Raw genomic sequence first — 23,585 nt, 5'->3', positions numbered from 1 at the left:
GATGGTAATAGAGTACCGAACGATACGCGAAATTGTTGGCCCGCTGGTTCTGGTGGGCGAGACCACGGGCGTGAAATATGACGAGTTGGTGGAGCTCGAAATGCCCGGCGGTGAGATCCGTCGCGGGAAAACGCTTGAAGTGGCCGGCGATACCGCGCTTGTTCAACTGTTCGAGGGCGCGAGCGGCATCAACATCCACGACTCGAAGGTACGTTTCCTGGGGCGTGGACTGGAACTTGGACTCTCCCCCGACTTGCTCGGGCGCGTGTTCGACGGAATGGGCAGGCCGATCGACGACGGCCCGGCGATCATCCCCGAAAGACGTGTCAACATCAACGGGAATCCAATCAATCCGTATGCGCGCGCATATCCATCGGAATTCATCCAGACCGGCATCTCGGCCATCGATGGCCTCAACACGCTGGTGCGCGGGCAAAAGCTGCCGATTTTCTCCGGTTTCGGACTTCCCCATGCCGAGCTGGCGGCGCAGATCGCACGCCAGGCGACCGTGCGAGGAACCGAGGAGCACTTCGCAGTCGTGTTCGGCGCGATGGGAATCACCTTCGAGGAATCCGACTACTTCATCTCCGACTTCAAGCGCACGGGCGCCATCGATCGCGCGGTCCTGTTCGTCAATCTTGCCGACGACCCGGCCATCGAGCGCATCTCGACGCCGCGAATGGCTTTGACGGCGGCCGAGTATCTCGCGTTCGACCTGAAAATGCACGTGCTCGTAATCCTTACGGATATGACCAACTACTGCGAAGCTCTGCGCGAGATATCCGCGGCGCGCAAGGAGGTGCCCGGCCGGCGCGGCTATCCCGGCTACCTGTACACCGACTTATCCACCATATACGAGCGGGCAGGCCGCCTCAAACAGAGTACCGGCTCGATCACGCAGATACCGGTCATTTCGATGCCGGAAGACGATAAGACGCACCCGATCCCGGACCTGACCGGCTACATAACCGAAGGGCAGATCATCCTCGATCGCGTCCTGCATCGAAGGGGCATCTATCCGCCAATCAATGTGCTGCCCTCTCTCTCGCGCCTGCGCGACAAGGGCATCGGCAGAGGCAAGACGCGCGAAGATCATGCTGACGTTTCGAATCAGCTCTTCGCCGCATACGCGCGCGGAAAAGAAGTGCAGGAACTTGCGGTAATCCTTGGCGAGGCCGCTCTCACGCCGGAAGACAAGGCATTCTTCAAGTTCGCCGATGTGTTCGAGGATGAATTCGTCAGGCAGGGCGGCGACGAGAACAGGACCATCGAGGAAACCATCGCCATCGGCTGGAACCTGCTTACGCTGCTGCCGAAGAGCGAACTCAAAAGAATTCGACAGGAATACATCGACAAGTACTACCCGCAAAAGGTCGAGGCTCAATGATTCTCAGGGTCAACCCCAACCGCATGGAACTGCTCAAGCTGCGACGCAGGCTCCAGCTTGCCCGGCGCGGCCATAAGCTGCTCAAGGATAAGCAGGAAGAACTGATGCGCCGGTTCATGGTGCTGGTTGGAGACGCCCGCAAGCAGCGCGAACAAGTCGAGGAAGAACTCCAGAGAGCGATGCGTTCTTTCTTTCACGCCCGGCTCGAAGTCCTGCAGCCTGAGATGGAGGAAGCGCTCAGATTCACCCAAAATGAAATCACGCTCAAGAGCAGGATTGAGCCAATCATGAACCTGCGCGTGCCTCATTTTCAAGTCGAATCGCGAGGAGAATGTGGATACAGCTTTCTTGACATCACCGGCGACCTCGACAGATCGCTGACATCGCTCGAAGCTCTGCTGCCGCGCATGATCGGAATGGCGCAGACCGAAAAACACGTATCCATGCTCGCTGACGAACTTGAACGCACGCGCCGCCGCGTGAATGCGCTCGAACATATCCTCATCCCCTCTCTCCAGGAGACCATCAAGTACATCAGCAACAAGCTGAGCGAGCTCGAGCGCGGCAACATCACCCGCCTCATGAAAGTCAAAGATATCGTCCGGAAGCACTAAGGCGACCGTTTTGTTGCAGAGACCCTCCCTGATTCTATTCGCATTTAGCCTATTGACTAAATATTTCTTCTGTGATATAAATTCTTCTATCCCTCCGCTTTTTACACAAGAATAATATTCCTGAGCAAGAGGAACAATCGCCGGCGGCGGGGAAAGATATTGTTTTCGTTCCTGATGATGAAAAAGACCTGTCGAGTGTTCCGTTTTTCTCTTGCCCGGCGCGACAACTATTGGGAGTGAAGGAGGGCGTTGTGATGAGAAGGCAGTTGCTTTTCTTAGTGTTCACGCTGTTATTGACCGCTTCGGTGCATGCGGTGCCGCTTGATCTTACGAGTGCGGGGATGGAAGTTATCGCGCCGAATCAGTTCATCCTGCACAACGGCTTACTGGGCTCGAAGTTTTATTGGGGGACTTTCCAGTGGAACGCGGCGGAGAACGTTTTCGCTCCGACCGGCTATGGACTGAAAACCCCCACGTTTGCGACCGCAGAATATTTTCCTCTCCATGTCGGCGACAGTTGGACGTATAGCTGCTCGGACGGCGGCACTCTTACAGCGACCATCACCGGTACGGAGCAAATCTGCGGGTTGACTTGCATGCGGAAGGAATGGTCGAACGGGGTTACGGACTGGTATATAAATGACGGCTCCGGCTGGTGGTATGCGAAAACAGCCGACTCCTCCGGACAAAGCGTTACTTATTGTCCTCCGCTGATGATGAGCCCGCCGCAGCTTTACCTGGGTTTTTCTTCACAAGCTCCGTATGAGAACCTGCCCCTTAGGGATTCCGGCGGAGTGCAGACCGGTAATTTGACCGGCTATTACAGCTTTACCGGAAATCTTTTGGAAGACGTAAGCGTTCCCGCCGGCACGTTCACCGATTGTTTGCGGACCAATCGGATAAACACGTTGACCGAAACATGGGGAGGCGGAACGAAAACCACCATATACGAGGACTGGTGGGCGAAAGGAGCGGGGGGAGTAAAACGCGTTCTGACCGTCATTTGGGCAACAGCTGACGGAATGTCAACTCTTACCTACACCTTGGGAATGAGGCTGGAGACCGCGACGGTAGGCGGTATTACATACGGTGCTGTTGGCGCCGGCGTGAGCGAGTAGGATTTCGCTATTTAGAACTGCGGCAGATATCGCCGATGTGCCAGGAGCAGGTCGTCGAGCATTTTCTTTGGGTTGCTCGAGTTGCGGCTCAAGGGATCGCGCCGCAGATATTCGAGCGCGGCCGACCGGTCACCCCCAAGCGCCGCCTGTACTATCAGGGACTGATTTTCTGCATGCGGCAGGATGAGGTCGCAAATCGGCCCGGGCAGCCCGATTGGTTCGCATGGCTCCGCGGAATTGAGTGATATCGTGCCGAGCGTTTCCACGACGCAGTCGTTCGGCAGATTTTTGATTTGGCCGGTATTCGGCAGATTGACGACGTCGATGATCGGATTGATTCCGCCCGCAAGGGCCGCCAGTATTTCGGATATCGTTTCAGTTGATTTCTCGTGTGGCAGCGGGAAATTACCCTCGAGCATCCCGTGCACATACGCCCGCATCGCGGCAAGCCAGGATTCGCCGCGTTCCTTTATGGAAGTGGGTTTGATCTGATATCTGAACTCCGTCTGCGCGACGTCCTTGAGGTAGCCTTCAAAGAATTCAACAATATGCCGGTCACCGGCGGCTGGTAGATATCCGAGCTGTTTGAACAGCTCTATCTTCAATTTCGCGTGATCGATTGTGGAGGGCGCAAACATCTCCTTCACGTCCTGGTCGTGCACGCGAAACGGGGTTGGATTTTTGGACCATTGCCGGAGCATTTGGAATCCATCCCGCCCATTCATCGACAACCTCAACAGCCAGATAAAATGATTGACTCCGGCGACTGTAAAATCAAGCTTCGTAGTCTCCGGCAGGCCCACCATGCTTTTCACGATGAAGAGCACCCCCTGCAATTCATGACATAATCCGATTGTTTTGATTTTAGTCGTTTTTTTAATTGCGAGACAGAGCGTGGACATTGGATTCGTAATGTTGATCAGCCATGCCCGCGGGCACTGCTTCTCCATGTGCTTCGCGATATTCACCAGCACAGGGATACTGCGCAGCGCGCGCGCCAGTCCGCCCGGCCCCACCGTGTCCCCCACCGTCTGATTCACGCCGTACCGGGCTGGAATCTCCAGGTCATTCGCCATCGTTTCGAAACCGCCGGTGGAAATGGTGACGATAACAAAGTCGGCATCCTGAAGCGCCTCGGCTTCGTCCGTAGTAGTCCGGATCCTGCAATCAGATCCCTTATCCGCAATCATTTTCCTGCTGAGCTCGCCGATGATTTTCAGCGGTTCGGGTGAGATGTCTTCCAAGATGATGGTGCTGCCGTTCAGCGAGGGTGTCAACAAGATATCGTTAACGATTGTCGGGGCCCAGTTATAGCTGCCGCCCCCGATGATAACGATCCTGGCTGGAATTTTTGGATCATTGAGCGGTTTCATGGCTCCCCCCTTCTCGGCCGACTCCGGGCGCGGCGTCATCAATGATGCAAGCCCAGAAATCTCTTGATTTAATGATTTTAACATAAGGATTCAGTTGCTGAATCTGATCGAGCAGTTCCTGCTCGCGCACGCCGGGATCAAGCAGTAGGACCAGTTGTCTTGTCGCCGCCAGGTTGCGAGATTGCGGCAGCAATTCTTCGATGTCGGCAAAACTATGAGTCCTTTCAGCGCCGCGCCGGTCTATTTTATCGTAATTCATAAGATAGATGAGGAACGGCGATTCCTTTATCCGACTAGAAATGATTATCGAATGTGACGGAGGCAATGAACGGATGAATTCAGCCGCTTTTCTTGGTTGAGCGGATCTCCCGAACGACGAATCGGTGTCGACGAAAGTAATGAACATGCCGCTGAAAAGGACTCCGCAGAGGAGAAGGAGCACGAAAACCTTGGAAATCGAGGCACTGAAGTGGAAATGGGAGATCTTGCCGCTTTCCCACAGATGGGCCAGCACGATTCCGGCGAGCATCGCAGGGATTGGCACCAGCGTCGCAAACAACCGCCTCTCCTCAAACCCAAAACCGACGGCGGCGGGCAAGAAGGCCACGGGAATCCAGAGGAGGATCAAGAGATCCTTCCCATTCTTCCGGGCAATGAGGATGCCGACACCCAGAAGAGCCAGTCCGCTCACGATGGGGTTCGGCCGGAAAACAGGAGCGGGATGTCCCGGGTCGCGCACCCATTGAAAGAGGGTCTCAACACCGCTCCACAGATTCGCCAAGAGCAAAGAGACCGGAGTCATGCCATGATATTGTGCGGCAACAATGAAGTTGCTTGATGAAGAATAAATCGATAAGAGCTGCTGGACGTTTTCTCGCCCGAACGTCAGATGCGGCGTCAGCACCAGAAGGAAAGCAGCCGTCATTGAGGCCGCCTCGCCAGCCAAAATTGTCCAGTTCACTTTCCTCAAAAGGATACTGCCGCCGAGGGCTGCGGCAAATGCGAATGGCGCCATCACCGCATTAGCCAGATACAGATAGAGGGTCGCGCCGGTAAGCAGTCCGAGCACGGCAAAATTCTTCCGGCCGCCGTTCTGAGCGGCGCGAAAAACGAAAAAGAACAGGAGGATCAGGAAGAGAGGACCCTCGATCTCGTGTACCCCGAACTTGCTATACCCGATATGCCATGGGTCGACGGCCAACAGAAATGCGGCAAAGACTGCGGCACGATTTCCCCACGTCTGCCGCACGAGAAAATAGAGCAGCAGGATACTGAGCGTTCCTTCAACCGCCGAGACGCTGCGATGCTGAAACAGGCCAACCCCTGCCAGCCAGAATGCAAGACGAATGGCTAAGATTTTTATCAGGTACGGTTTTGAATAGTGCGGTTGCGAAAAAAATGCGGCGGGGTCATCCCCTATTTCCAGCGCCGCCCTCGCGAAGAGCTGTTCATCGATCGTATAGCGCGTAGGGAAAACATCAAGCTGGTAGAGACGAACAAGCAGCCCAACTGCGAGGATGGAAACCAATACTGCCCTCGCCGATCCGCCCATTGAAACCGTTTGGCTGGCGCCGCAATTACGCTGGCCGATCCACCCCAAAATAATAACCGCGGGAATCACCGCAATGTATACAAAGAGACTTTCAGTGAGCGCCGGCAGAAGCATGAAAGAAAAGCCGATGGCGATCAGAAAGAGCCACAGATTGTTCCGCAAAGCAACATTCGACCGGGCAACAATCCCCGCGGCAACGGTCAGGCAGCAGAAAATGACGGCGACGATGGAAGCTGTCACGTTGTATCTGCCCCATGAACTCAATTCTCCGCCCGCGCCGACCGCGGCATTCATGAGCGGAGCAAGTTCCTGAAGCACAAAACCCTGTCCGTACGCCTGAAATATGAGGTGCCGGTACGTCAGGGAAAAAATTGCGAGGAAAAGAACGGCAACGGCCGCACTCGGGAGAATTTGACGGGCATTGCGCAGGATATCCAGCCGTTCGCGAAGTTGCACAGCAAGAGAATGTCTCAAGAGGAGCCCTGCCTCCTGTTCAACGGCAGGGATAGATTGGTGCGCAAGGCATGTGTTTGCAGAACCATACCTAAAATCTTATATCCGAAAAGAGATTACTGTCAACAAGAGGCGCGCTCAGTATTTGCAGACGGCGGGTCTTATTGAGTTGGCAGGATGGGCTATTCCGTTAGAAGGGCCGGGGAGTGAGCTATGCCATTTGTTTCCCAGTACCACAAGACGGTCTCTACCATTGCCTGGACATCGTCCTTCTGCGGAGAATAACCGATTAATTGGCGGGCTTTCGTGATGTCGAAAACGTAATCGGCAAAGGCAACCTCGTGATATTCATCCAGCAGCAACGGCCGGCCGATGGCCGAGGTCAGCTTGATTGCGGCTCGGGCCAACATCTTATTGACGTGGCTCACCTTGGATCGCGAGCCGGTTCGCTCGACCAGCCGAAAGATCGTATCGCGCACGGGGAGCACTCGGTCGGGATCCGAGCAGATATTGAAAACCTCACCCGCCGCCGCCGGCTCCTCCGCCGCCAAAAGGCATGCTTCCACTACGTCCGAGGAGGCTACCGCCTGGTACCGGTTTGAGCCATCGCCGATGATGCGCACCGTGCGCCCGCGGCCGAGGTCATCAAACATCTTCGTAAAGAACCTCTCGTGATAATAGCCGGGACCCAAAATCATCGGCATGCGCAGCGCGACTGTTTCGATGCCGAAATCGGCCGAATGACGAGCGCACATTTCTTCGCAGTCCAGTTTTGTGCGGCTGTATGGACCCAGCAGCTTCTTCGGGGCATCTTCGGTTACCGGCACCCGGTCGGGAACTCCGTAGACTTCAACCGAGGAAGAATATATGAACCGCCGAACAGACTCTGCAACCGAAGCCATCAGCATTGTCTCAGTGCCGCGCACGTTGATCGAATACATGTTTTCCGCAGAAGCCTTCGATTGGGGCAGCAGCGCGGCGAGATGGAACACTACATCCACTCCTTTGCAGGCCGCGCGAGCGGTCTGGGCATTGCGTACGTCACCCCTCATGAATTCTACTCCAGATTCGCCAGTCGGCTGGGCATCCCTGCCGATGAAACCAGCTCGCCCTACGCCTGCAAAATCGTTCAGGTCGATCACCCGCACGTTGTGACCCCGGGCGATCAGTTCCTCCGCGAGGCGTCGGCCGAGCAGCCCGCATGCTCCGGTAATCAAGGCGAACAAAATCGAACCCCTCTTCTTCACTTTGTCAGCAAAAAACTGTGTTAATTATGCCGCACCCGTCCAGAATATGCAAGAACAAAGCCAGAATCAGGAATCGTCCCTCGTTTTTTGGAAGCAAGCCCTGGAACAGCCATTTGAGAAGGGGGGAATCATTTCGTGCGGGTCTGGTGTAGGGGAAGCCTGGAGCGCGCTCGCCTGAACGAACGGTTAATCAGCGGCATGGCTCATCTGTTCAGGTGAGAAAAGGGGTCAGGAATCGAGCCAAACGTATGATTTAACTGTTGACAGGCGGCTGATCTCGTGGTAAAATGACGGCATGACGGTATTGTGACACCATGTCAGAAAGTCTGAAATGACCGGACGAGTCAGAATCTTACAAGAACGGCAAGCGAGGATGGATTTGATCCTGAATGCTGCCGAGCGATTGTTCGTGGAGAAGGGGTATGCTGATACCTCCATCAATGATATTGCGGAGGCGGCCGATTTCAGCCGCACCTCCATCTATCAATATTTCAGCAGCAAAGAGCAGATTTATGTTAACATCCTGATGCGCTACACCGACCTTTTGACCGAGCGAGTTGCGGAGGCTGTCACCAAATCCAGCCACACCATAGGCAAGATACGTACATTTCTTGAAGAACTGCGGTTGATGATCAAGTTGAAGCCGAACTTCTTCGAGCTGTACTTCATTCAACGCCATCAGGTGGAGCCCCGCCTATCGCCGGAGTTGAGGGCGCGGCTCAACGCAAAACGGCGCGAGTTGGAAAATGTATTCCGCGATTTTTACCGTGAGGGCGCCGAGCGAGCGGAGGTTCGGAACTTGCGGGCGAAGGATGCATCCAACCTGTTTTTCGCGCAGATCATGGGTATGATGCTTTTGCACGAGTACTATGGCGGAGAGTTTGATGTCACGCTCGACGAGCATTTGGATAAATCTCTGGAAATGTATTTCGAGTACGTAAAGAATACGAATTCCCAATGAGGAGGCGGAATCATGGCACGAGGAGCGGAGATTTTATCACCCCAGGAAGAAAGGATACAAAGCGGTCAGAAGATCGGGCTGGTGAACGTTGAGGCCCAGAAGAAGCGGTTTCGGATTCACAAGATGCTCGAGGGCTTTCGCGACAAGCCGATCCGCATGAATCTGGAGCGGGCGCGCCTGTTGACCGAATCGTTCAGCCAGACCGAGGGTCAGCCGACCATTCTGAGGTGGGGCAAGGCGATGGCCCACATTCTGAACAACATGCCGATCCACATCGAGGAGCATGATCTGATTGTCGGCGCCGCCGGTCCGCCCGGCCGATATGCCGTCTTTTTCCCGGAACTCGAAGAGCGTTTCTTTGCGCAGGAGGCTCAGCCGAGTCAGCCGGGCGACTCGCTGATGATCACGGAAGACGACGTGCGGATCATCAACGAAGAGCTCAAGCCGTACTGGGAGAAGAAGCATTATCATTCCGCATACATCAATGCGCTCCCGGAAGAGACGAGGCGAATCGTGGAGTTGTACTGCATCATCACGGCGACGGCGACCGCCCGCTCCTGTCTGGCATGGAATCACGATTACGAGAAAGCGCTCACGCGCGGGATCAGGGGGGTCAAGCAGGAGGCCGAGTTGCGGCTTTCTTCACTCGATCCGGTCGATCCGAAAAACTTGGTCGAGAAGATCCCGTTTTTGCAGGCGGTCATCATGACGTGCGACGCCATCGTCAATTTCGCTCATCGTTATGCGAAGCTGGCCCGCGAGATGGCGAAGGCGGAAAAGAACAAAATCAGGAAATCGGAACTTTTGGAAATTGCCGAGGTGTGCGAATGGGTTCCGGAGAATCCGGCACGCACATTTCGCGAGGCGGTGCAATCGCAGTGGCTGATCCAGACGGTTTCGCGGCTGGAGCAGCGTATCGGCGGAACGGTCGGCAATGGCCGCATCGACCAGTACCTGTATCCCTACTACGAGAAGGACATCGAGGAGGGCCGTCTGACGAAGGATCAGGCGATGGAACTTCTCGAGTGCCTGTGGCTCGGAATGGCGCGCAATGTGGAAATTTATGCCACCCCGGGCACATTCTCGTATACCGACGGCTATGCTCACTGGGAGGCAACGACACTCGGCGGCGTGAACACGGACGGCAAAGACGCTACCAACGAGCTGTCGTATCTCATGCTGCAATCCAAGCGCGAATTCCCGCTGAATTATCCCGATCTTGCCGTACGAATTCATTCGCGGACGCCGGAGCCGTTCCTGCACGCGGTCGCCGAGACCATCAAAGAGGGCACAGGATTTCCAAAGCTGTTCTTCGACGAGGAAATCATCCCTCTCTTTCTGGCGAAGGGAGCACCCGTCGATGAGGCGAACGATTATTGTATCGCCGGCTGCACGGAGACGAAGATGCTGAACCGCGATGGGGTCACCACGGGCTGTGCCTGGGTCAATGTCGGCGCCATCATCGAGATGACGCTGAACGACGGCAGAGTCAAGTTGTTCGGAGACCAGCGATACGGCGTTTCAACCGGGGACGCGCGTTCTTTTTCGTCTTACGACGAACTGTGGCATGCATTCAGCCGGCAGGCGGAACATATCATGAAGCACACGTTCGCCCAACAATACGTGGCCGACAAGCTGAAGGGCCAGTTCATAGCCGCGCCAATGTCATCGATGCTTCACGATCTGTGCATGAAGGAATGCATCGATATGCACTCGGGGCCGATCCCGGGCGCACTGTATCTCGGCTTCATTGATACGCTCGGATTTGCAACGGCGATGGATTCGTTGGCGGCAATCAAGAAACTGGTGTTCGACGACAAAAAGCTGACCATGGCGGAATTGTTGGATGCGGTCGACACGAATTTCGAGGGTAAAGAAGCAATTCGGCAGATGTGCCTGAACGCGCCCAAATACGGCAATAACGATCCCTACGTCGACTCAATCGGGCACGACATCGAGGAGATGTTCATCAACCTTACTCGCAGCCACAAGACGGCTTTTGGCGGCGAATTGGATATCCGGTACGTCACGATCACGGCGCATGTTCCTTTCGGAGCGGTTCTCGGCGCAACACCCGACGGGCGCAAAGCCGGCGAGCCGATATCCGAAGGCGTGAGTCCGGCGCAGGGGTCGGACCGGAACGGTCCGACGGCGAGCCTGGTCTCGATCGCCAACACCAGATGCGCGGCATATAAAGAGCGCGCCGCGCGTTTGCTGAACATGAAGATCAGCCCGTCGGCGGTTGCGGGATCGGAAGGCACGAGGAAGCTGATGTCGATCATCAGGACCGCATGCGATCTCAAGTTGTGGCACCTGCAATTCAACATTATCAACAGAAAGACATTGCTTGCCGCACAGAAGAATCCCGAGAAGTACCGCGACCTGCTCGTTCGAGTTGCCGGCTACAGCGCCTACTTTGTGGACCTCACTCCGCAGCTTCAGAATGAGATAATCACGAGGACCGAACACACGTTCTAGCGAACAGGCTTGCGGACCGGTGTCCTTGTCTCGTTTTTTTGGATTTTAAGGGGAAGCTTGGGGACAGACAGCCTTCGAATGCAACTTGAGAGGAATGTCAGTCCCCAATTTTTCTGAGTTCTCCGGACGGTATCCGAAAAGCGAAACGTGAGGGTAACCTGTCTTGGGAAGGAAGCGTGATGAAAACGGGGCTCATCTTTAATATTCAGAAGTTTTCCTTACACGACGGGAAAGGTATTCGCACCCTTGTTTTCTTCAAGGGCTGTCCCCTATCCTGCAGGTGGTGCTCAAATCCGGAGGGACAGTCTTACGGGCCGGAGCTTGCGTACAAGAGAGCGAAATGCATTGGCGCCGCGGAATGCGGCCTGTGCATGCGCGCATGCAAGAATGAGGCAATCCGGGCGGATGAGGAGGGCAAGGCCCGGATCGATCGCGTATTGTGTGACAACTGCGGCGAATGCGTTGAGGCATGTCCGTCGAAGGCATTGGAATTGATGGGCAAGCGCATGAGCGCGGATGAAATCATCCGTGTTGTCGAGCAGGACAGCGCCTTTTATGCGAGGTCGGGCGGCGGCCTCACCTTCAGCGGTGGCGAGCCGGTTTCACATGCTGCGTTCGCGATCGAGTTGCTGGAGAAAGCACGCAGCCGGGGATTAGATACCGCCCTTGAGACATCCGGTTACTGCCCATGGAGGGATATTGAGGCCGTTTGTCGGCACGTCGACCAGGTTTTTTTCGACATCAAGTCGATGGACGGCGACAAACATTGGACGTGGACGCGGACCAGCAACGAGCTGATCCTCGAAAATTTCCAGAGATTTGTGCGAACGTTCCCGCACGTACACCTGATCGTGCGAACGCCTGTCGTTCCCGGCTTCAACGACACGGTAGAAGATATCGTCAAGATTCGCCGATTCCTCAAGCAAATTGCCCCTTCAGCCGAACACGAACTGCTGGCATATCACAGATTCGGCGAGCCGAAGTATCAGCAACTCGGGAAAGCGTACGAGCTTGAAGGTGTGGAGCCGCCGTCAGCGGAAACGATGACACTGCTTCGGCAAAGCACCGCCTGAACGTCCCTTTCCTGCCGTTCCATTCCCTCGAATATACGTCATGTTCAAGCCGTTGACAGCCGCTCCCTTCGGGTGTTATATTTGCGCGAGGCGGGACCGCCCTGACAGTCCTGCGCATGTGTGTATTCCCTTCCAGAATCAGCATCCCGACGGGCGAAAGGATGGGTTACATGAGCGAAACGATTCGGATTGATGGGGGGACACTGGTAAGTCCCCGGGGTCGAGCACAGGTGAGCGTGCTTGTAGAGGATGGCAAAATAGCGGCACTAGGCCGTGGAACTGCTCTTTCATCGGCCGATCGCGTCATCGATGCCTCAGGTAAATATCTCCTGCCGGGCCTCGTTGACCCTCACGTGCATTTCCGTTACCTCGACACGCCGATCGACGAGTCGTTCCGTTTGTTGACTCGATCAGCCGCGGCCGGCGGCGTCACGACAGTCGTCCCTTTTATCGCTTCGATGGAAAAAATCACGGGTGCTTATGAGGTATTCAAGCAGATATTTGAATTTGCGGCTTATGTCGATTGCTCCTTTCACGCGATCATTTTCAAACGGGAGCAGGTCGGGGAAGTCCGCGATCTAATCGAAAACGGGATTAACTCCTTCAAATTTCTGCTGCCGTACAAGGGGACCGAAGCCATTCAAGGGGTGGGCGATATTGATGAAGGCCTTATTTTCATCGGGATGCGGGAGATCGCCAGGGCGGGCGGTATTGCAATGGTTCACTGCGAGAGCCCCGATATCTTTTTCCGATTGCGCGAGGAACTGCAGGCGTCCGGCGGGGCGGATATTCATTGGCACGATGCCCGTCCGAACGAATGCGAAGCGCAGGGGATTGCCACGGTCACGCATCTGGCGAAAATGACACGGTGTCCGCTGTATATCGTTCATGTTTCCATTCGAGAAGGAGGCGATCTAATACGTCGCGCACGCGCTGAGGGAGTAAGAGTATGGGCCGAGACATGCCCTCAGTATCTCTCGCTCACGCGGTTCGACACGGATAAAATTTGGGGGAAGGTGAATCCGCCGCTTCGGGACGTGAAAGACGGCGAGCAGTTGTGGCGGGAGCTTGACGAGGGAACAATTAATTGTGTCGGCTCCGATCATTGCCCGCTCTCACCGGAGGAGAAGGGCGAATTCTGGACGGCCAAGCCGGGGATGCCGGGCGTGGAGACAATGCTGCCGGTGATGCTTGATCGCGGAGTAAACGCCGGCCGCATTTCCCTCGAGAGGCTGGTCGAGGTGTGCTGCGAGAATCCGGCCAAGATTTTCGGGCTGTATCCTCTGAAGGGAACTATTCAAGTCGGTTCGGATGCTGATATAGTTATTGTTGATCTTAATCGAAAACAGAAAATCGAGATTGCAAAGATGCACGACGTCTACTCGTATTGCGCCTATGACGGCTGGCAGATAAAGGGATGGCCGATTCTGACCATGGTTCGCGGTCAGATTGTCATGCAGGACGGCGAGATTGTCGGCCAATCCGGCTACGGCAGATTTTCGGCGGCCGCGTTACTCCCTGCCTATCGTTGAGAAAGGGGGGGGAAAATGAAGACGATTACTGTTGCCGCTATCCAGATGGGTCCGTATCCGGGCAGTTACACGGCCAATATGGACAAAGCGGTCGAGAGGCTGGAGCACGCTGTTGCAGAATATTCTCCCGAGATCGTCTGTTTTTCGGAAATGATGACCGGCCCCTATTTCTGCAGGGTGTACGACGACGCGTATTTCCAATTCGCCGAGTCGATTCCCGGTCCGACCACGGAGATCATGGCCGCTCAGGCAAAGAGACATGCAATCAATGTCATCGCGACTCTGTTCGAGGAGGAAAACGGAACATATTACAATACCGCCGTCCTCTTCTCCAAGACAGGCGAACTTGTCGGGAAATACCGGAAGACGCATATTCCGAAATCGTCGTCGCCCATAATGAACAGCGACGAAAAATATTATTTTTCTCCCGGGGACCGGCTCCCGGTCTTCGAACTTGACGGACTCACGGTGGGTATTCTTATCTGTTTCGACCGTTCGTTCCCGGAGACGTTCCGCGTCCTGACGGTGAAGGGCGCCGAGATCATTTTCGTGCCTGTCTGTTCGTGGGGTGCTCGCGCCGACGCATTCCAATCGGAACTTCAGGTGAGAGCCATGGAGAACCAGGTTTTTGTTGTCGCGGTGAACAAGGCTGGATGGGAACAGATTGAGGGGGAAGACGGCGGCAGGGACCATTTCGGCAGGAGTTGCATCATTGGCCCGCTCGGCAAGATGGAGGCATATACAGGGAACGAGCCGTGGGGTATTGTCGCCGCCACGCTCCATTTGGACAAACGAGCTTTAATGAAGGACACCCTGGTGGACTGGATGAAGGAGAGACGGCCGGAGCTGTACCGTGAGTTGGGCCGGGAGAAGTGAAAGGTGGCCCCCTCGGTTGCATTTCGTTATTTTGCTATGCTAGACTAACCCGTTATCCGGTTGAAGATTCTGCTGTTTCTCCCCAATTATACATGCCGCAACCACAGAGAAAATTTCCGCCGTGGATAAAGAAACGGCTTCCGGCGCATCCTCAGGCCGATCGCACGAGGGACATCCTCGCGCGACATCGCTTGAATACGGTCTGCAGGAGCGCCCAATGCCCGAACACCGGCGAGTGTTTTGCGCGGGGCACAGCGACTTTTATGCTACTGGGGAATACGTGCACGCGCTCTTGCCGATTTTGCGCTGTCGAGAAGGGGGCTCCCGAGCCGCTGGATGTATCGGAGCCGGAGCGGGTTGCCCTTGCCGCGAGTGAGATGAAGCTTTCTCATGTGGTTGTAACTTCGGTGACACGTGACGACCTTCCAGATGGCGGCGCCGCCCACTTTGCTGCTGTCATCAGAGAGTTGCGCGCCAGGATGCCGGAAGCAACGGTTGAGGTGCTCGTCCCGGATTTTCAGGGAAGCAGGGAATCGGTGCGGGTTGTCGTTGAGGCCGGTCCCGACGTTTTCAACCACAACGTCGAGACGGTTTGGTCGCTCTACCCGCAGGTGCGGCCGCAGGCCGACTATCGCAGATCGCTGCGCATCCTGAAAACGGCAAAAGAATTGAAGCCGCAGATGCTGGTAAAATCCGGCCTGATGGTTGGCCTGGGCGAGAGGCCGGAAGAGGTAGAGGAGGTAATGAAGGACCTGTTACAGCACGGGTGCGACATTCTGACGATCGGGCAATATCTTCGTCCATCGCCACAGCATCTTCCGGTAGTAGAGTTTCTTGAGCCTTCGCATTTCGAGAGATATGGCGAGATAGCGAGGCGTATGGGCTTTCGGGCGGTCGCATCCGCGCCGTTCGTGCGAAGCTCGTATAACGCAAAAGCGGTTCAAAAGGAGGCAAATTCCAAATAGTTTCGGAGGTTACGGATGTTTGAAGTGAAGCTCCCCGATTTAGGCGATGGCGCCGGAGATGAAGCGATCGTCTCCAGTTGGCATTTCGAGGAGGGTGACGAGATCACTGAAGGCGATGACTTGGTGGAGATGACCACTGATAAAGCAACATTCAATGTTCCATCACCCCGCCGGGGGATTTTGTCAGAAATTCTCGCAGAGGAAGGCGATGTCATAAAGGTCGGCGAGGTGCTTGCCTTGCTTGAGGAGGAATAGCCGGAGTGCAGTATATCTCGAAGCACATGGAGCGGATTCCTCCGTACATGTTTGCACGGATTAATCAGTTAAAACTCGATGCCCGCCACGCCGGCAGGGACATTATCGATCTGGGGATGGGGAATCCCGATATTCCGACCCCGCATCATGTGATCGATAAACTGTGCGAGGTTGCCCGCGATCCCAAGGCACACCGATATTCGGCCTCGAAGGGAATCGCGCATTTGCGCCGGGCGATTGCACATTGGTATGAGCGGCGGTTTGGAGTCTATATCGATCCTGAAACAGAGGCGATCGCCGTTATCGGGTCCAAAGAAGGCATCTGTCATCTTTTTCTTGCGATTCTTGATGAAGGCGATCTTGTGCTGGTTCCGAGTCCGAGTTATCCGATTCATTATTTCAGCGTCGTGATAGCGGGCGGGCATCTGCATACTGTTCCGCTCACCGCGGAAAGCAATTTTTTGCCCGATCTCTCAAAGGTTGCGCACGAGGTCTATCCTCGGCCCAAGATTCTGATTTTGAGTTATCCGAATAATCCCACGGCACAAGTAGTGGACCTTGCATTTTTCGAGGAGGTCGTCGAGTTCGCGAAGAGGGAAAAAATACTGATTATCCACGACTTGGCATACAGTGAAATCTGCTTCGACGGCTACAGGGCCCCGAGTCTCCTTCAGGCAAAGGGGGCAAAAGAGGTGGGCATCGAATTTTATTCGCTCTCCAAGACGTACAACATGGCTGGATGGAGAGTAGGGTTCGCGGTTGGAAACAGACATGTCATAGCCGCGCTTGCAAAACTCAAGAGTTATTACGACTACGGCATTTTCACGCCGATTCAGGTGGCCTCCATCGCTGCGCTTGAAGGGGACCAGTCGTGCATCGAGGAAACGGTTTCCACCTACAGCCGGCGCCGCGATATCCTGGTCAACGGCTTGAACGGGATGGGCTGGAATGTGCCGCGCCCGAGGGCCACGATGTATGTATGGGCTCCGCTTCCGGACCGTTTCCGGACCCTTGGTTCCATGAAGTTTTCCGAGCTTCTGCTTGAACAGGCCCAGGTGGCGACCTCGCCCGGCGTTGGATTCGGAGCGGCCGGTGAAGGCTACCTGAGACTTGCGCTCGTGGAGAATGAGCGGCGCATCAGGCAGGCTTTGCGGGGAATCAAGAGGATGATGGAGATGAATGGGGAGAAACCGGACGTTTCTCCGGCGAAAAGGGAAAGGAAGAACTGATTATGGCTCTTTCCGAAAGAGCGCGCTGTTTAAAACCGTCGTCGACGCTGGCGATCACGGCAAAGGCCAAAGCGATGCGGGCGGAAGGAATAAATGTTATCGGTTTCGGCGCCGGCGAACCTGATTTCGATACGCCGGATCATATCAAAGCCGCCGCGATCCAGGCGATAAAGGAAGGTTTCACAAAATATACCGATGCCTCCGGCATGCCGGAACTGAAAGACGCCGTGGCGGCGAAATTCAGGAGAGACAACGGCATCGACTACGAGCGCGCCGAGATCACGATCGGGTGCGGCGCGAAACAGCTTATCTATAACATCTTCCAGGTGGTGTGCGATCCGGGGGATGAAGTGCTGATCCCCTCCCCTTTCTGGGTGAGCTATCCGGAACAGGTATGTCTGACCGGCGGCATCCCGAGCTTTGTTCAGACGCGCAACTTCAAGATGACTTCAGACCAGTTCGAATCGGCGATCACGCCGAAGAGCAAGCTGCTGGTGCTCAACAGCCCCAGCAATCCGACAGGCGCGGTTTATTCAAGGAAAGAGCTTGAAGCGATCGGAGAAGTTGCGCTTAGACATCGCATCCTGATTCTCTCGGACGAATGCTATGAGAGGATTCTCTACGACGGCAACGAACACCACAGCATTGCGTCGTTCGATAAAGGGCTCAAGGATCTGACGTTCACCGTCAATGCGGTCTCAAAAACCTATTCGATGACGGGCTGGCGCATCGGCTATGCCGGCGGCCCCGCCTCCTATATAAAGGCCATCGGCAACATGACCAGCCAATCGACGTCCAACCCCTGCTCGATTTCGCAGAAGGCATCGATTGCAGCGTTGACGGGAGATTACGCTTTGGTCGAAGTGATGCTGAAGGAGTTCGATAAGCGGAGAAGAATTCTTTCCGAGGGCTTGAACGAGCTTCTGCAGGACGATACTCCTCCGCCCGCAGGAGCGTTTTACTATTTCCCCAGCATCTCTTTCTTCGTCGACAGAAAACTCAGGGGTATTACCATCAGAACGGCCGACGATTTTTGCAAGGTGCTGCTGGACGTGGCAAGAGTCGCCGCCGTTCCAGGGACAGATTTCGGCGATTCCACCCGGGTCAGGTTCTCCTTCGCCACGTCGGAAAAGAATATCGGCGAAGGACTGAGCCGGATTTCGGACTGTGTCAGAGAGGCATGATAAATGAAAGAAGTAGGCGTTGGCATAATCGGATTGGGAGTAGTCGGCTCGGGTGTATACGAGACTTTGGTTCGCCATTCGGATGAGATCGCCCGCCGCACCGGCATAAAGCTGGTGATCAGGAAGGCGGCCGATCTCGATCAGTCATTGCGGCAGCGCCTCGGCATTCCCGACGGAATTTTCACCACGGACGCAGGCGAATTGATCAAGAACGATTCGGTCGATGTCGTGGTCGAACTGATCGGCGGGTATTCGCCCGCCGGCGATTTCATTATCGAGTCGCTGAACAGGAAAAAGCACGTGGTCACCGCCAACAAGGCGCTGCTCGCGAAGCAGGGCGCGGAACTGGTGGAATTGGCTGCGCGAAATGAAGTCGATCTCTGTTTCGAGGCAAGCGTCGCGGGCGGCATACCGATTCTGAAGGCGTTACGCGAGGGATTGGTCGCGAACAATATCGACTATATCTACGGAATCGTAAACGGCACCTGCAACTACATTCTCACGCGCATGACCTCTGAACAGATGGGGTTCGAGCGAGCCCTGAAAGAGGCGCAGAAGAAAGGCTTCGCTGAGGCGGATCCGACGCTCGACATCGAAGGCTACGATTCCGCCCACAAACTGGCCATTCTCGCTTCAATCGCCTTCAATTCACGGATCGACCTCGCCGACGTGCATGTCGAAGGAATAAGCGGGATAACTCTCGAAGATGTAGCACATGCCGAGGAGTTCGGATACGTCATCAAGCTTCTCGCGATCGCAAAATTGGCGGGTGAGCAGATCGAGGTGCGCGTACACCCGACACTCGTCCCGAAGGATTCGCTCCTTGCTTCGATACGCGACGAGTACAACGGATTGCTCGTTCACGGCGACGTAGTGGGCACCACGATGTACTATGGCAAAGGAGCGGGCAAGTTTCCCACCTCGAGCGCCATCATCAGCGATTTGGTCGATATCGGTAAGAATATGTCCTTCAAATCGCCGGTACGAACGCAGCCTTTCACGTACGCAAACAACCTGTCCGTGAAAAACATTGAAGATATCACCTCGCTTTACTATATCCGCTTTACCGCGCTCGATAATCCGGGAGTGCTCGGACAGGTATCGGGCGTGTTGGGCAAGCATGGCATCAGCATTGCTTCAGTGATCCAGAAGGTGCAGCATCGCGGCAAGCGCGTTCCCGTCGTCATGATGACGCACGAGGCGGTCGAACGCGACGTGCGGCGGGCTCTCTCGGAAATTGACAAACTCGACAGCATTGAGGCGAAGAGCGCGCTCATTCGCATTATCTCCTGAACGGGGAGTCGGCCATGGACAAGCTATTCATTTCCGCATTGACCGAAGGCGAGCGCATCGTTTCTCACTTCCTGGTCCAATCCAAGCAACTCCTGACCACGAAGAGCGGCAAGCCATATATCAGCATGATCCTGCAAGACAAAACCGGCAGTGTCTCCGCAAAACTCTGGGATAGCGCTCTCGAATTCTATGACACCTTCAAAGTGAACGATGTCATCAAAGTGGACGCGAACGCGGAATTGTACAACAAGGAACTGCAACTTGTTATCAAGAGGTTGCGGCTTGCCGACCCGAAAGAATTTGATCTCGCGGATTATCTCCCGCATACCGACAACAACATTGATGAGACTTTCCTCGAGCTTCGCGCATATGCGGAACAGGTGGCCAATCCTCACTTGAAGGCGCTGTTGGAGAGATTTTTCGACGACCAGCGTTTTGTGAAGAAATTCCTCAAGGCGCCGGCCGCGCGGAGCATTCATCACGTTTTTGTGGGCGGTCTGCTCGAACACACGCTTTCGACCGTGCGCCTGTGCGAGTACCTGACAACCCACTACCCCGCTCTCGACGCGGATCTGCTCATCACGATGGCGATTCTGCATGATATTGGGAAGATTGAAGAGTTGGAGGCTTTGCCGTCAATCAATTATACGGAACAGGGCAATCTTCTCGGCCACATCGTCATCGGCATTCAGATGATAGACGAAAAGATCGCGCAGATATCCGGGTTCCCGCCGAAGCTCAAGATGCTCGTGGAACACATGGTTCTCTCACACCATGGCCAGTCGGAGTGGGGGTCTCCGAGGCCGCCGATGATCCTGGAAGCTGAAATCCTTCATCGGGCCGACGACCTCGACGTCAAGGTCGAGATTTTCACCCGTGCTCTCTCCGACAACCGCGACCCTGACTCCCCCTGGACTGCGTACCAGAAAGCGCTCGAGAGAATTCTTTACAAGAAGCCTACGTATGAAACCGATCTCTCTCCCGAACAGAGTCCGGGCTAACCATCGCCTGATGCAAAAGCTTTTCTTGACGAGAATCAAGCATTGCAGTACTCTTCGGCCATTTCGGCTTGCGCTCCTGATTTGCATTACCGCCGTTTTGCTATCCCCCATGGCGATTGCGGACGAGTCCGTCGTCGCTATCCGAATAACCGAAGAAAACGCGCGGAGGCTTCTCTGTGATTCGCCGGACCGCACCGGCGGAATCGGCGACTGGTATCTCGCCAACCGGCACATCTGGGCGATTGTCGACGATGTCGAAAACCAGAACATGATTTCGCCCGCTGGAGGAAGTCTGATCGATCTGGGTCTGGTCTCGAACAAAACAGACCAGTTCGTGCAGATGTTGCAGCTTTTGAACATGAACCGCGACATCGTAATCCCATACGATACGATAAGAACGGAATCCGGCGACGACTGGGCAGCGATCCTCGTCTCCACCTCAAGCGGATTGCACCCGCAGCAACACGGCTTTGGTGTGCCCGATGAGGCGGCAGCCGCGAACATACAGGTTGAGACGACGTACCGCTTGAACTCGGACGAGCACTTTCTTCATGTTACGACCACGATTCGGAATCCCTCTTCCAAATCAATCTCTATCTTTAATGTCGCGGACATCATCTACTGGGGAGACGACACGGTCAAGCCGTTTGCCGGCAGTCCCGTACGGATGGGATCTGCCCGCGGCGCGCCCCGCGGGTTCCGGCATCCCGATCTCGATACCAGCAGTTTCATCTCATTGATGCGGGGGATGGGCGGCTACACGTACATAGCTGGTGGGGGCGTCGATGGGCTCCCGCCGATCTCGTACGGACTTTGTTCTCCAACGGAATACGCAAAAAACGCTCTGCTTTGGGGAATCAATGACAGGATGGTTTCAGCAATCGGAATCTTTACAGGCGACCATAATCGAACCTTTGATTTCTGGAAAACCCCGTTCTTTCGAATTAGGGCGGGGCAGGATTTCACATATGACCGCATTGTCGTTGTTGGTGAGAATAATGATGCGGCATCGGCGACGGACATCATTTTTCCCCTGTTGGGGATGGCGGACAGGGAATCGGGAATCACCGGCAGAGTATCTCCGCCGGCCGCAGGATGCTCCATTCTTATAATTGATAAAGATGAGTTCCCTGTAACACAAATTCGACCGGTAAGAGAAGGCCCGGAAGCTGGACGGTTCAAGGCAGTCCTGCCTTCCGGCGAATATACTGCGGAGATTTTTTTCGCGGAAAGGGATGCGCGACCCGAATCACCGGATCTGGACCCTCTGAGAATACCGTTTGCAGTCGCAGGCTCCGTCACGGATCTTGGAACGATCGAGGCCCCGCCGCAGGCTGCGCTGCTGATCGAGGTAAAGGAAGGGGGCCAAGCGGTGCCGGCGCGGGTTATCATTCGCGGGATTCAGGGGACGCCGGATCCCGATCTGGGTTCCGATCTTCTTCATTTCACTGTCGGAAACCGCACCACGCCCTCGAGCTTTGCGGCTAACTGGCTCCTCTTGAGCGGGCAAGAGACCGGACCCGTCCGTGTGGGCCTCAGGCCCGGGCGCTATGAAGTGGTGGCCACACATGGTTTCGAATATTCCGTCGACCGGCAAGAAGTTATGGTTGAGCGCCCGAACGACGAGGCCCTCGCAAGCCTGCAACTCGAGCGGGTGATTGAAACGCCCGGCATGATGACCGGCGACTTTCATGTGCACTCGATCGCCAGCATGGACAGCGCCTTTCCACAGGAGCAGCGGGTTCTTTCATTTGTGGCGGAGGGCGTCGAATTGCTGATTGCGACCGATCACGATACTTTGACAGATTATGCTCCCGTCATCTCCACGATGGGTCTGTCGGACCGGATAGCTTCAATAGTGGGTGTCGAGGCGACCAGTATGCTGATGGTGCGGTCCACTCCATTTACCATTGGACACTACAACGCATGGCCGCTTCGGTTCAACGCGTTGCTCCCGCGAAACGGGATGCCGCTCGACGAGGGAATCCGGCCTCGCGTGCTGTATGAACGCCTCAGAGACATCGGAGACGGCGACATTGTGATCCAAGTGAACCACGGGCGCGGCAGTGAACCTGATGGAGGCGCTTCCTTTTTTCATGCGCTTGGAACCGAATTCGGACGACCGCTCTCGTACAAGCCCTCCCAGCCGATGAACGAGTTTCCGAACAACCTGCTGCTCGAAAAGAAGTCGAGCGGAATACGCGATATCGATTTCGATGCGATGGAATTGCTGAACGGAACCGCTTATGACGAGTATCTTCTTCTCCGCAGCGATTGGTTCAGCCTGCTGAATCAGGGGTTCAGTAAAGCCGCAACGGCAAATTCGGATACTCACATCAAGGCGCAGATCGGAGGATATCCCCGAAATTACATACTGTTACAGAATCCGGATGCCGAGCGCGCAACCGAGCGCGATATCATGAAGCAGATCAGCAATCAAAGGCTGTTCGGAACTACGGGTCCGCTTGTCTACTTCACCGTCAATGAACAAGCGCTGCCCGGAGACATCATAACTCCCGAAGAGAACGAGGTAACTCTGAATGTGAAGGTGCTTGCCGCTCCCTGGATCCCTCTTGATCAGATCAGAATTTATGCAAATGGAAAACAGCAGGCGCAATATCCGGTAGACTCCAAATCCGGCATCAACCGGTTCGATCAAGATATTATTTTGAGATTAGAGAGCGATGCATGGGTAACGGTGGAGACCAGCACCGCAAATGATCCGCTGCGGATCCCTCAGCCGCCGGGCGGCCTGTACAACATCATTGCGCCGGGTTTCGTGCCGCTTGCATTCAGCAACCCCATCTTTGTCGATATCGACGGGAACGGGATTTTTGATCCTCCGGGAATTCCGCCTTCCTCTGCCGCCGCAGGTCTGCCGTGGCCGGCGAAAACTTCTCTGGTGGCGGCGCTCCTCGCGCTCATGTCCATCATCCGCCATTTGAGAAGGCGCCGGAGAATCCTTGAATGAGCGGGCAAATGATGGAGAAGAAG

At 55.3% G+C, this 23,585-nt stretch carries 18 protein-coding genes; 15 read left to right on the top strand and 3 right to left on the bottom strand.

Annotation, left to right across the window (positions count from 1 at the left end; translation table 11 throughout):
• The first annotated feature begins 1 nt into the window (after position 1).
• From C4520_04660 to C4520_04650, 3 genes are all read left to right on the top strand, one after another.
• Positions 2-1,387, top strand: coding sequence for a V-type ATP synthase subunit B (locus tag C4520_04660; GenBank protein ID RJP24185.1), 1,386 nt, complete (start codon positions 2-4; stop codon positions 1,385-1,387).
• Positions 1,384-2,001, top strand: a complete 618-nt coding sequence (locus C4520_04655) for a V-type ATP synthase subunit D (protein ID RJP24184.1) — start codon at positions 1,384-1,386, stop codon at positions 1,999-2,001. The genes C4520_04660 and C4520_04655 overlap by 4 nt, the downstream gene beginning before the upstream one ends.
• Positions 2,002-2,255: 254 nt before the next feature.
• Complete coding sequence (locus tag C4520_04650; GenBank protein RJP24183.1) at positions 2,256-3,119, top strand: hypothetical protein; 864 nt, start codon at positions 2,256-2,258, stop codon at positions 3,117-3,119.
• Positions 3,120-3,130: 11 nt separating this feature from the next.
• Here C4520_04650 and C4520_04645 read toward each other — a convergent pair whose 3' ends face one another.
• The 3 genes from C4520_04645 to C4520_04635 form a co-directional block, all read right to left on the bottom strand.
• Complete coding sequence (locus C4520_04645; protein ID RJP24182.1) at positions 3,131-4,576, bottom strand: hypothetical protein; 1,446 nt, start codon at positions 4,574-4,576, stop codon at positions 3,131-3,133.
• Positions 4,476-6,500, bottom strand: a complete 2,025-nt coding sequence (locus C4520_04640; GenBank protein ID RJP24181.1) for a hypothetical protein — start codon at positions 6,498-6,500, stop codon at positions 4,476-4,478. Before C4520_04640 ends, C4520_04645 begins: the two co-directional genes overlap by 101 nt.
• A gap of 179 nt (positions 6,501-6,679) precedes the next feature.
• Positions 6,680-7,744, bottom strand: a complete 1,065-nt coding sequence (locus C4520_04635) for an NAD(P)-dependent oxidoreductase (protein RJP24180.1) — start codon at positions 7,742-7,744, stop codon at positions 6,680-6,682.
• A gap of 331 nt (positions 7,745-8,075) precedes the next feature.
• On the opposite strand from C4520_04635, the gene C4520_04630 reads away from it, so the two are divergent.
• The 12 genes from C4520_04630 (at position 8,076) to C4520_04575 (ending at position 23,562) form a co-directional block, all read left to right on the top strand.
• The gene (locus tag C4520_04630) at positions 8,076-8,705 is read left to right on the top strand and encodes a TetR/AcrR family transcriptional regulator (protein RJP24179.1); all 630 of its coding nucleotides are present in this window, start codon (positions 8,076-8,078) and stop codon (positions 8,703-8,705) included.
• Between the two features lie 12 nt (positions 8,706-8,717).
• On the top strand, positions 8,718-11,183 hold the full coding sequence (locus C4520_04625; protein RJP24178.1) for a glycyl radical protein: 2,466 nt from the start codon (positions 8,718-8,720) through the stop codon (positions 11,181-11,183).
• 179 nt (positions 11,184-11,362) lie between these two features.
• Positions 11,363-12,256: a glycyl-radical enzyme activating protein gene (locus tag C4520_04620; protein ID RJP24177.1), complete on the top strand. Its 894-nt coding sequence runs from the start codon at positions 11,363-11,365 to the stop codon at positions 12,254-12,256.
• Between the two features lie 116 nt (positions 12,257-12,372).
• Positions 12,373-13,788 (top strand): hypothetical protein, encoded by a 1,416-nt coding sequence (locus C4520_04615; protein ID RJP24176.1) that lies wholly within the window; start codon positions 12,373-12,375, stop codon positions 13,786-13,788.
• 15 nt (positions 13,789-13,803) lie between these two features.
• Positions 13,804-14,664 carry a carbon-nitrogen hydrolase family protein gene (locus tag C4520_04610; protein RJP24175.1) on the top strand — a complete coding sequence of 287 codons (861 nt, stop codon included), beginning with the start codon at positions 13,804-13,806 and terminating at the stop codon, positions 14,662-14,664.
• 92 nt (positions 14,665-14,756) lie between these two features.
• Positions 14,757-15,629, top strand: a complete 873-nt coding sequence (gene lipA / locus C4520_04605; GenBank protein RJP24174.1) for a lipoyl synthase — start codon at positions 14,757-14,759, stop codon at positions 15,627-15,629.
• Between the two features lie 15 nt (positions 15,630-15,644).
• Positions 15,645-15,884 carry a hypothetical protein gene (locus tag C4520_04600; GenBank protein RJP24173.1) on the top strand — a complete coding sequence of 80 codons (240 nt, stop codon included), beginning with the start codon at positions 15,645-15,647 and terminating at the stop codon, positions 15,882-15,884.
• Between the two features lie 26 nt (positions 15,885-15,910).
• Positions 15,911-17,113: an aminotransferase class I/II-fold pyridoxal phosphate-dependent enzyme gene (locus tag C4520_04595; GenBank protein ID RJP24204.1), complete on the top strand. Its 1,203-nt coding sequence runs from the start codon at positions 15,911-15,913 to the stop codon at positions 17,111-17,113.
• Between the two features lie 2 nt (positions 17,114-17,115).
• Complete coding sequence (locus C4520_04590; GenBank protein ID RJP24172.1) at positions 17,116-18,297, top strand: pyridoxal phosphate-dependent aminotransferase; 1,182 nt, start codon at positions 17,116-17,118, stop codon at positions 18,295-18,297.
• Between the two features lie 3 nt (positions 18,298-18,300).
• Positions 18,301-19,590, top strand: coding sequence for a homoserine dehydrogenase (locus C4520_04585; protein RJP24171.1), 1,290 nt, complete (start codon positions 18,301-18,303; stop codon positions 19,588-19,590).
• Positions 19,591-19,604: 14 nt separating this feature from the next.
• On the top strand, positions 19,605-20,591 hold the full coding sequence (locus C4520_04580; GenBank protein RJP24170.1) for an HD domain-containing protein: 987 nt from the start codon (positions 19,605-19,607) through the stop codon (positions 20,589-20,591).
• On the top strand, positions 20,554-23,562 hold the full coding sequence (locus C4520_04575) for a hypothetical protein (GenBank protein RJP24169.1): 3,009 nt from the start codon (positions 20,554-20,556) through the stop codon (positions 23,560-23,562). Before C4520_04580 ends, C4520_04575 begins: the two co-directional genes overlap by 38 nt.
• Positions 23,563-23,585: the final 23 nt, after the last annotated feature.

It is taken from the genome of Candidatus Abyssobacteria bacterium SURF_5 (assembly GCA_003598085.1).
Taxonomy (GTDB): Bacteria; Abyssobacteria; SURF-5; order SURF-5; family SURF-5; genus SURF-5.
The sequence above is the reverse complement of the archived record's forward strand: the minus strand, read 5'-3'. Positions and strand labels throughout refer to the sequence as shown.

What these genes read in the sequence shown, in the direction of transcription:
- C4520_04660 (RJP24185.1), top strand. Translation starts at nt 2, where the DNA reads ATGGTAATAGAGTACCGAACGATACGCGAAATTGTTGGCCCGCTGGTT.
- C4520_04655 (RJP24184.1), top strand. Translation starts at nt 1,384, where the DNA reads ATGATTCTCAGGGTCAACCCCAACCGCATGGAACTGCTCAAGCTGCGA.
- C4520_04650 (RJP24183.1), top strand. Translation starts at nt 2,256, where the DNA reads ATGAGAAGGCAGTTGCTTTTCTTAGTGTTCACGCTGTTATTGACCGCT.
- C4520_04645 (RJP24182.1), bottom strand. Translation starts at nt 4,576, where the DNA reads ATGTTAAAATCATTAAATCAAGAGATTTCTGGGCTTGCATCATTGATG.
- C4520_04630 (RJP24179.1), top strand. Translation starts at nt 8,076, where the DNA reads ATGACCGGACGAGTCAGAATCTTACAAGAACGGCAAGCGAGGATGGAT.
- C4520_04625 (RJP24178.1), top strand. Translation starts at nt 8,718, where the DNA reads ATGGCACGAGGAGCGGAGATTTTATCACCCCAGGAAGAAAGGATACAA.
- C4520_04620 (RJP24177.1), top strand. Translation starts at nt 11,363, where the DNA reads ATGAAAACGGGGCTCATCTTTAATATTCAGAAGTTTTCCTTACACGAC.
- C4520_04615 (RJP24176.1), top strand. Translation starts at nt 12,373, where the DNA reads ATGTGTGTATTCCCTTCCAGAATCAGCATCCCGACGGGCGAAAGGATG.
- C4520_04610 (RJP24175.1), top strand. Translation starts at nt 13,804, where the DNA reads ATGAAGACGATTACTGTTGCCGCTATCCAGATGGGTCCGTATCCGGGC.
- lipA (RJP24174.1), top strand. Translation starts at nt 14,757, where the DNA reads ATGCCGCAACCACAGAGAAAATTTCCGCCGTGGATAAAGAAACGGCTT.
- C4520_04600 (RJP24173.1), top strand. Translation starts at nt 15,645, where the DNA reads ATGTTTGAAGTGAAGCTCCCCGATTTAGGCGATGGCGCCGGAGATGAA.
- C4520_04595 (RJP24204.1), top strand. Translation starts at nt 15,911, where the DNA reads ATGGAGCGGATTCCTCCGTACATGTTTGCACGGATTAATCAGTTAAAA.
- C4520_04590 (RJP24172.1), top strand. Translation starts at nt 17,116, where the DNA reads ATGGCTCTTTCCGAAAGAGCGCGCTGTTTAAAACCGTCGTCGACGCTG.
- C4520_04585 (RJP24171.1), top strand. Translation starts at nt 18,301, where the DNA reads ATGAAAGAAGTAGGCGTTGGCATAATCGGATTGGGAGTAGTCGGCTCG.
- C4520_04580 (RJP24170.1), top strand. Translation starts at nt 19,605, where the DNA reads ATGGACAAGCTATTCATTTCCGCATTGACCGAAGGCGAGCGCATCGTT.
- C4520_04575 (RJP24169.1), top strand. Translation starts at nt 20,554, where the DNA reads ATGAAACCGATCTCTCTCCCGAACAGAGTCCGGGCTAACCATCGCCTG.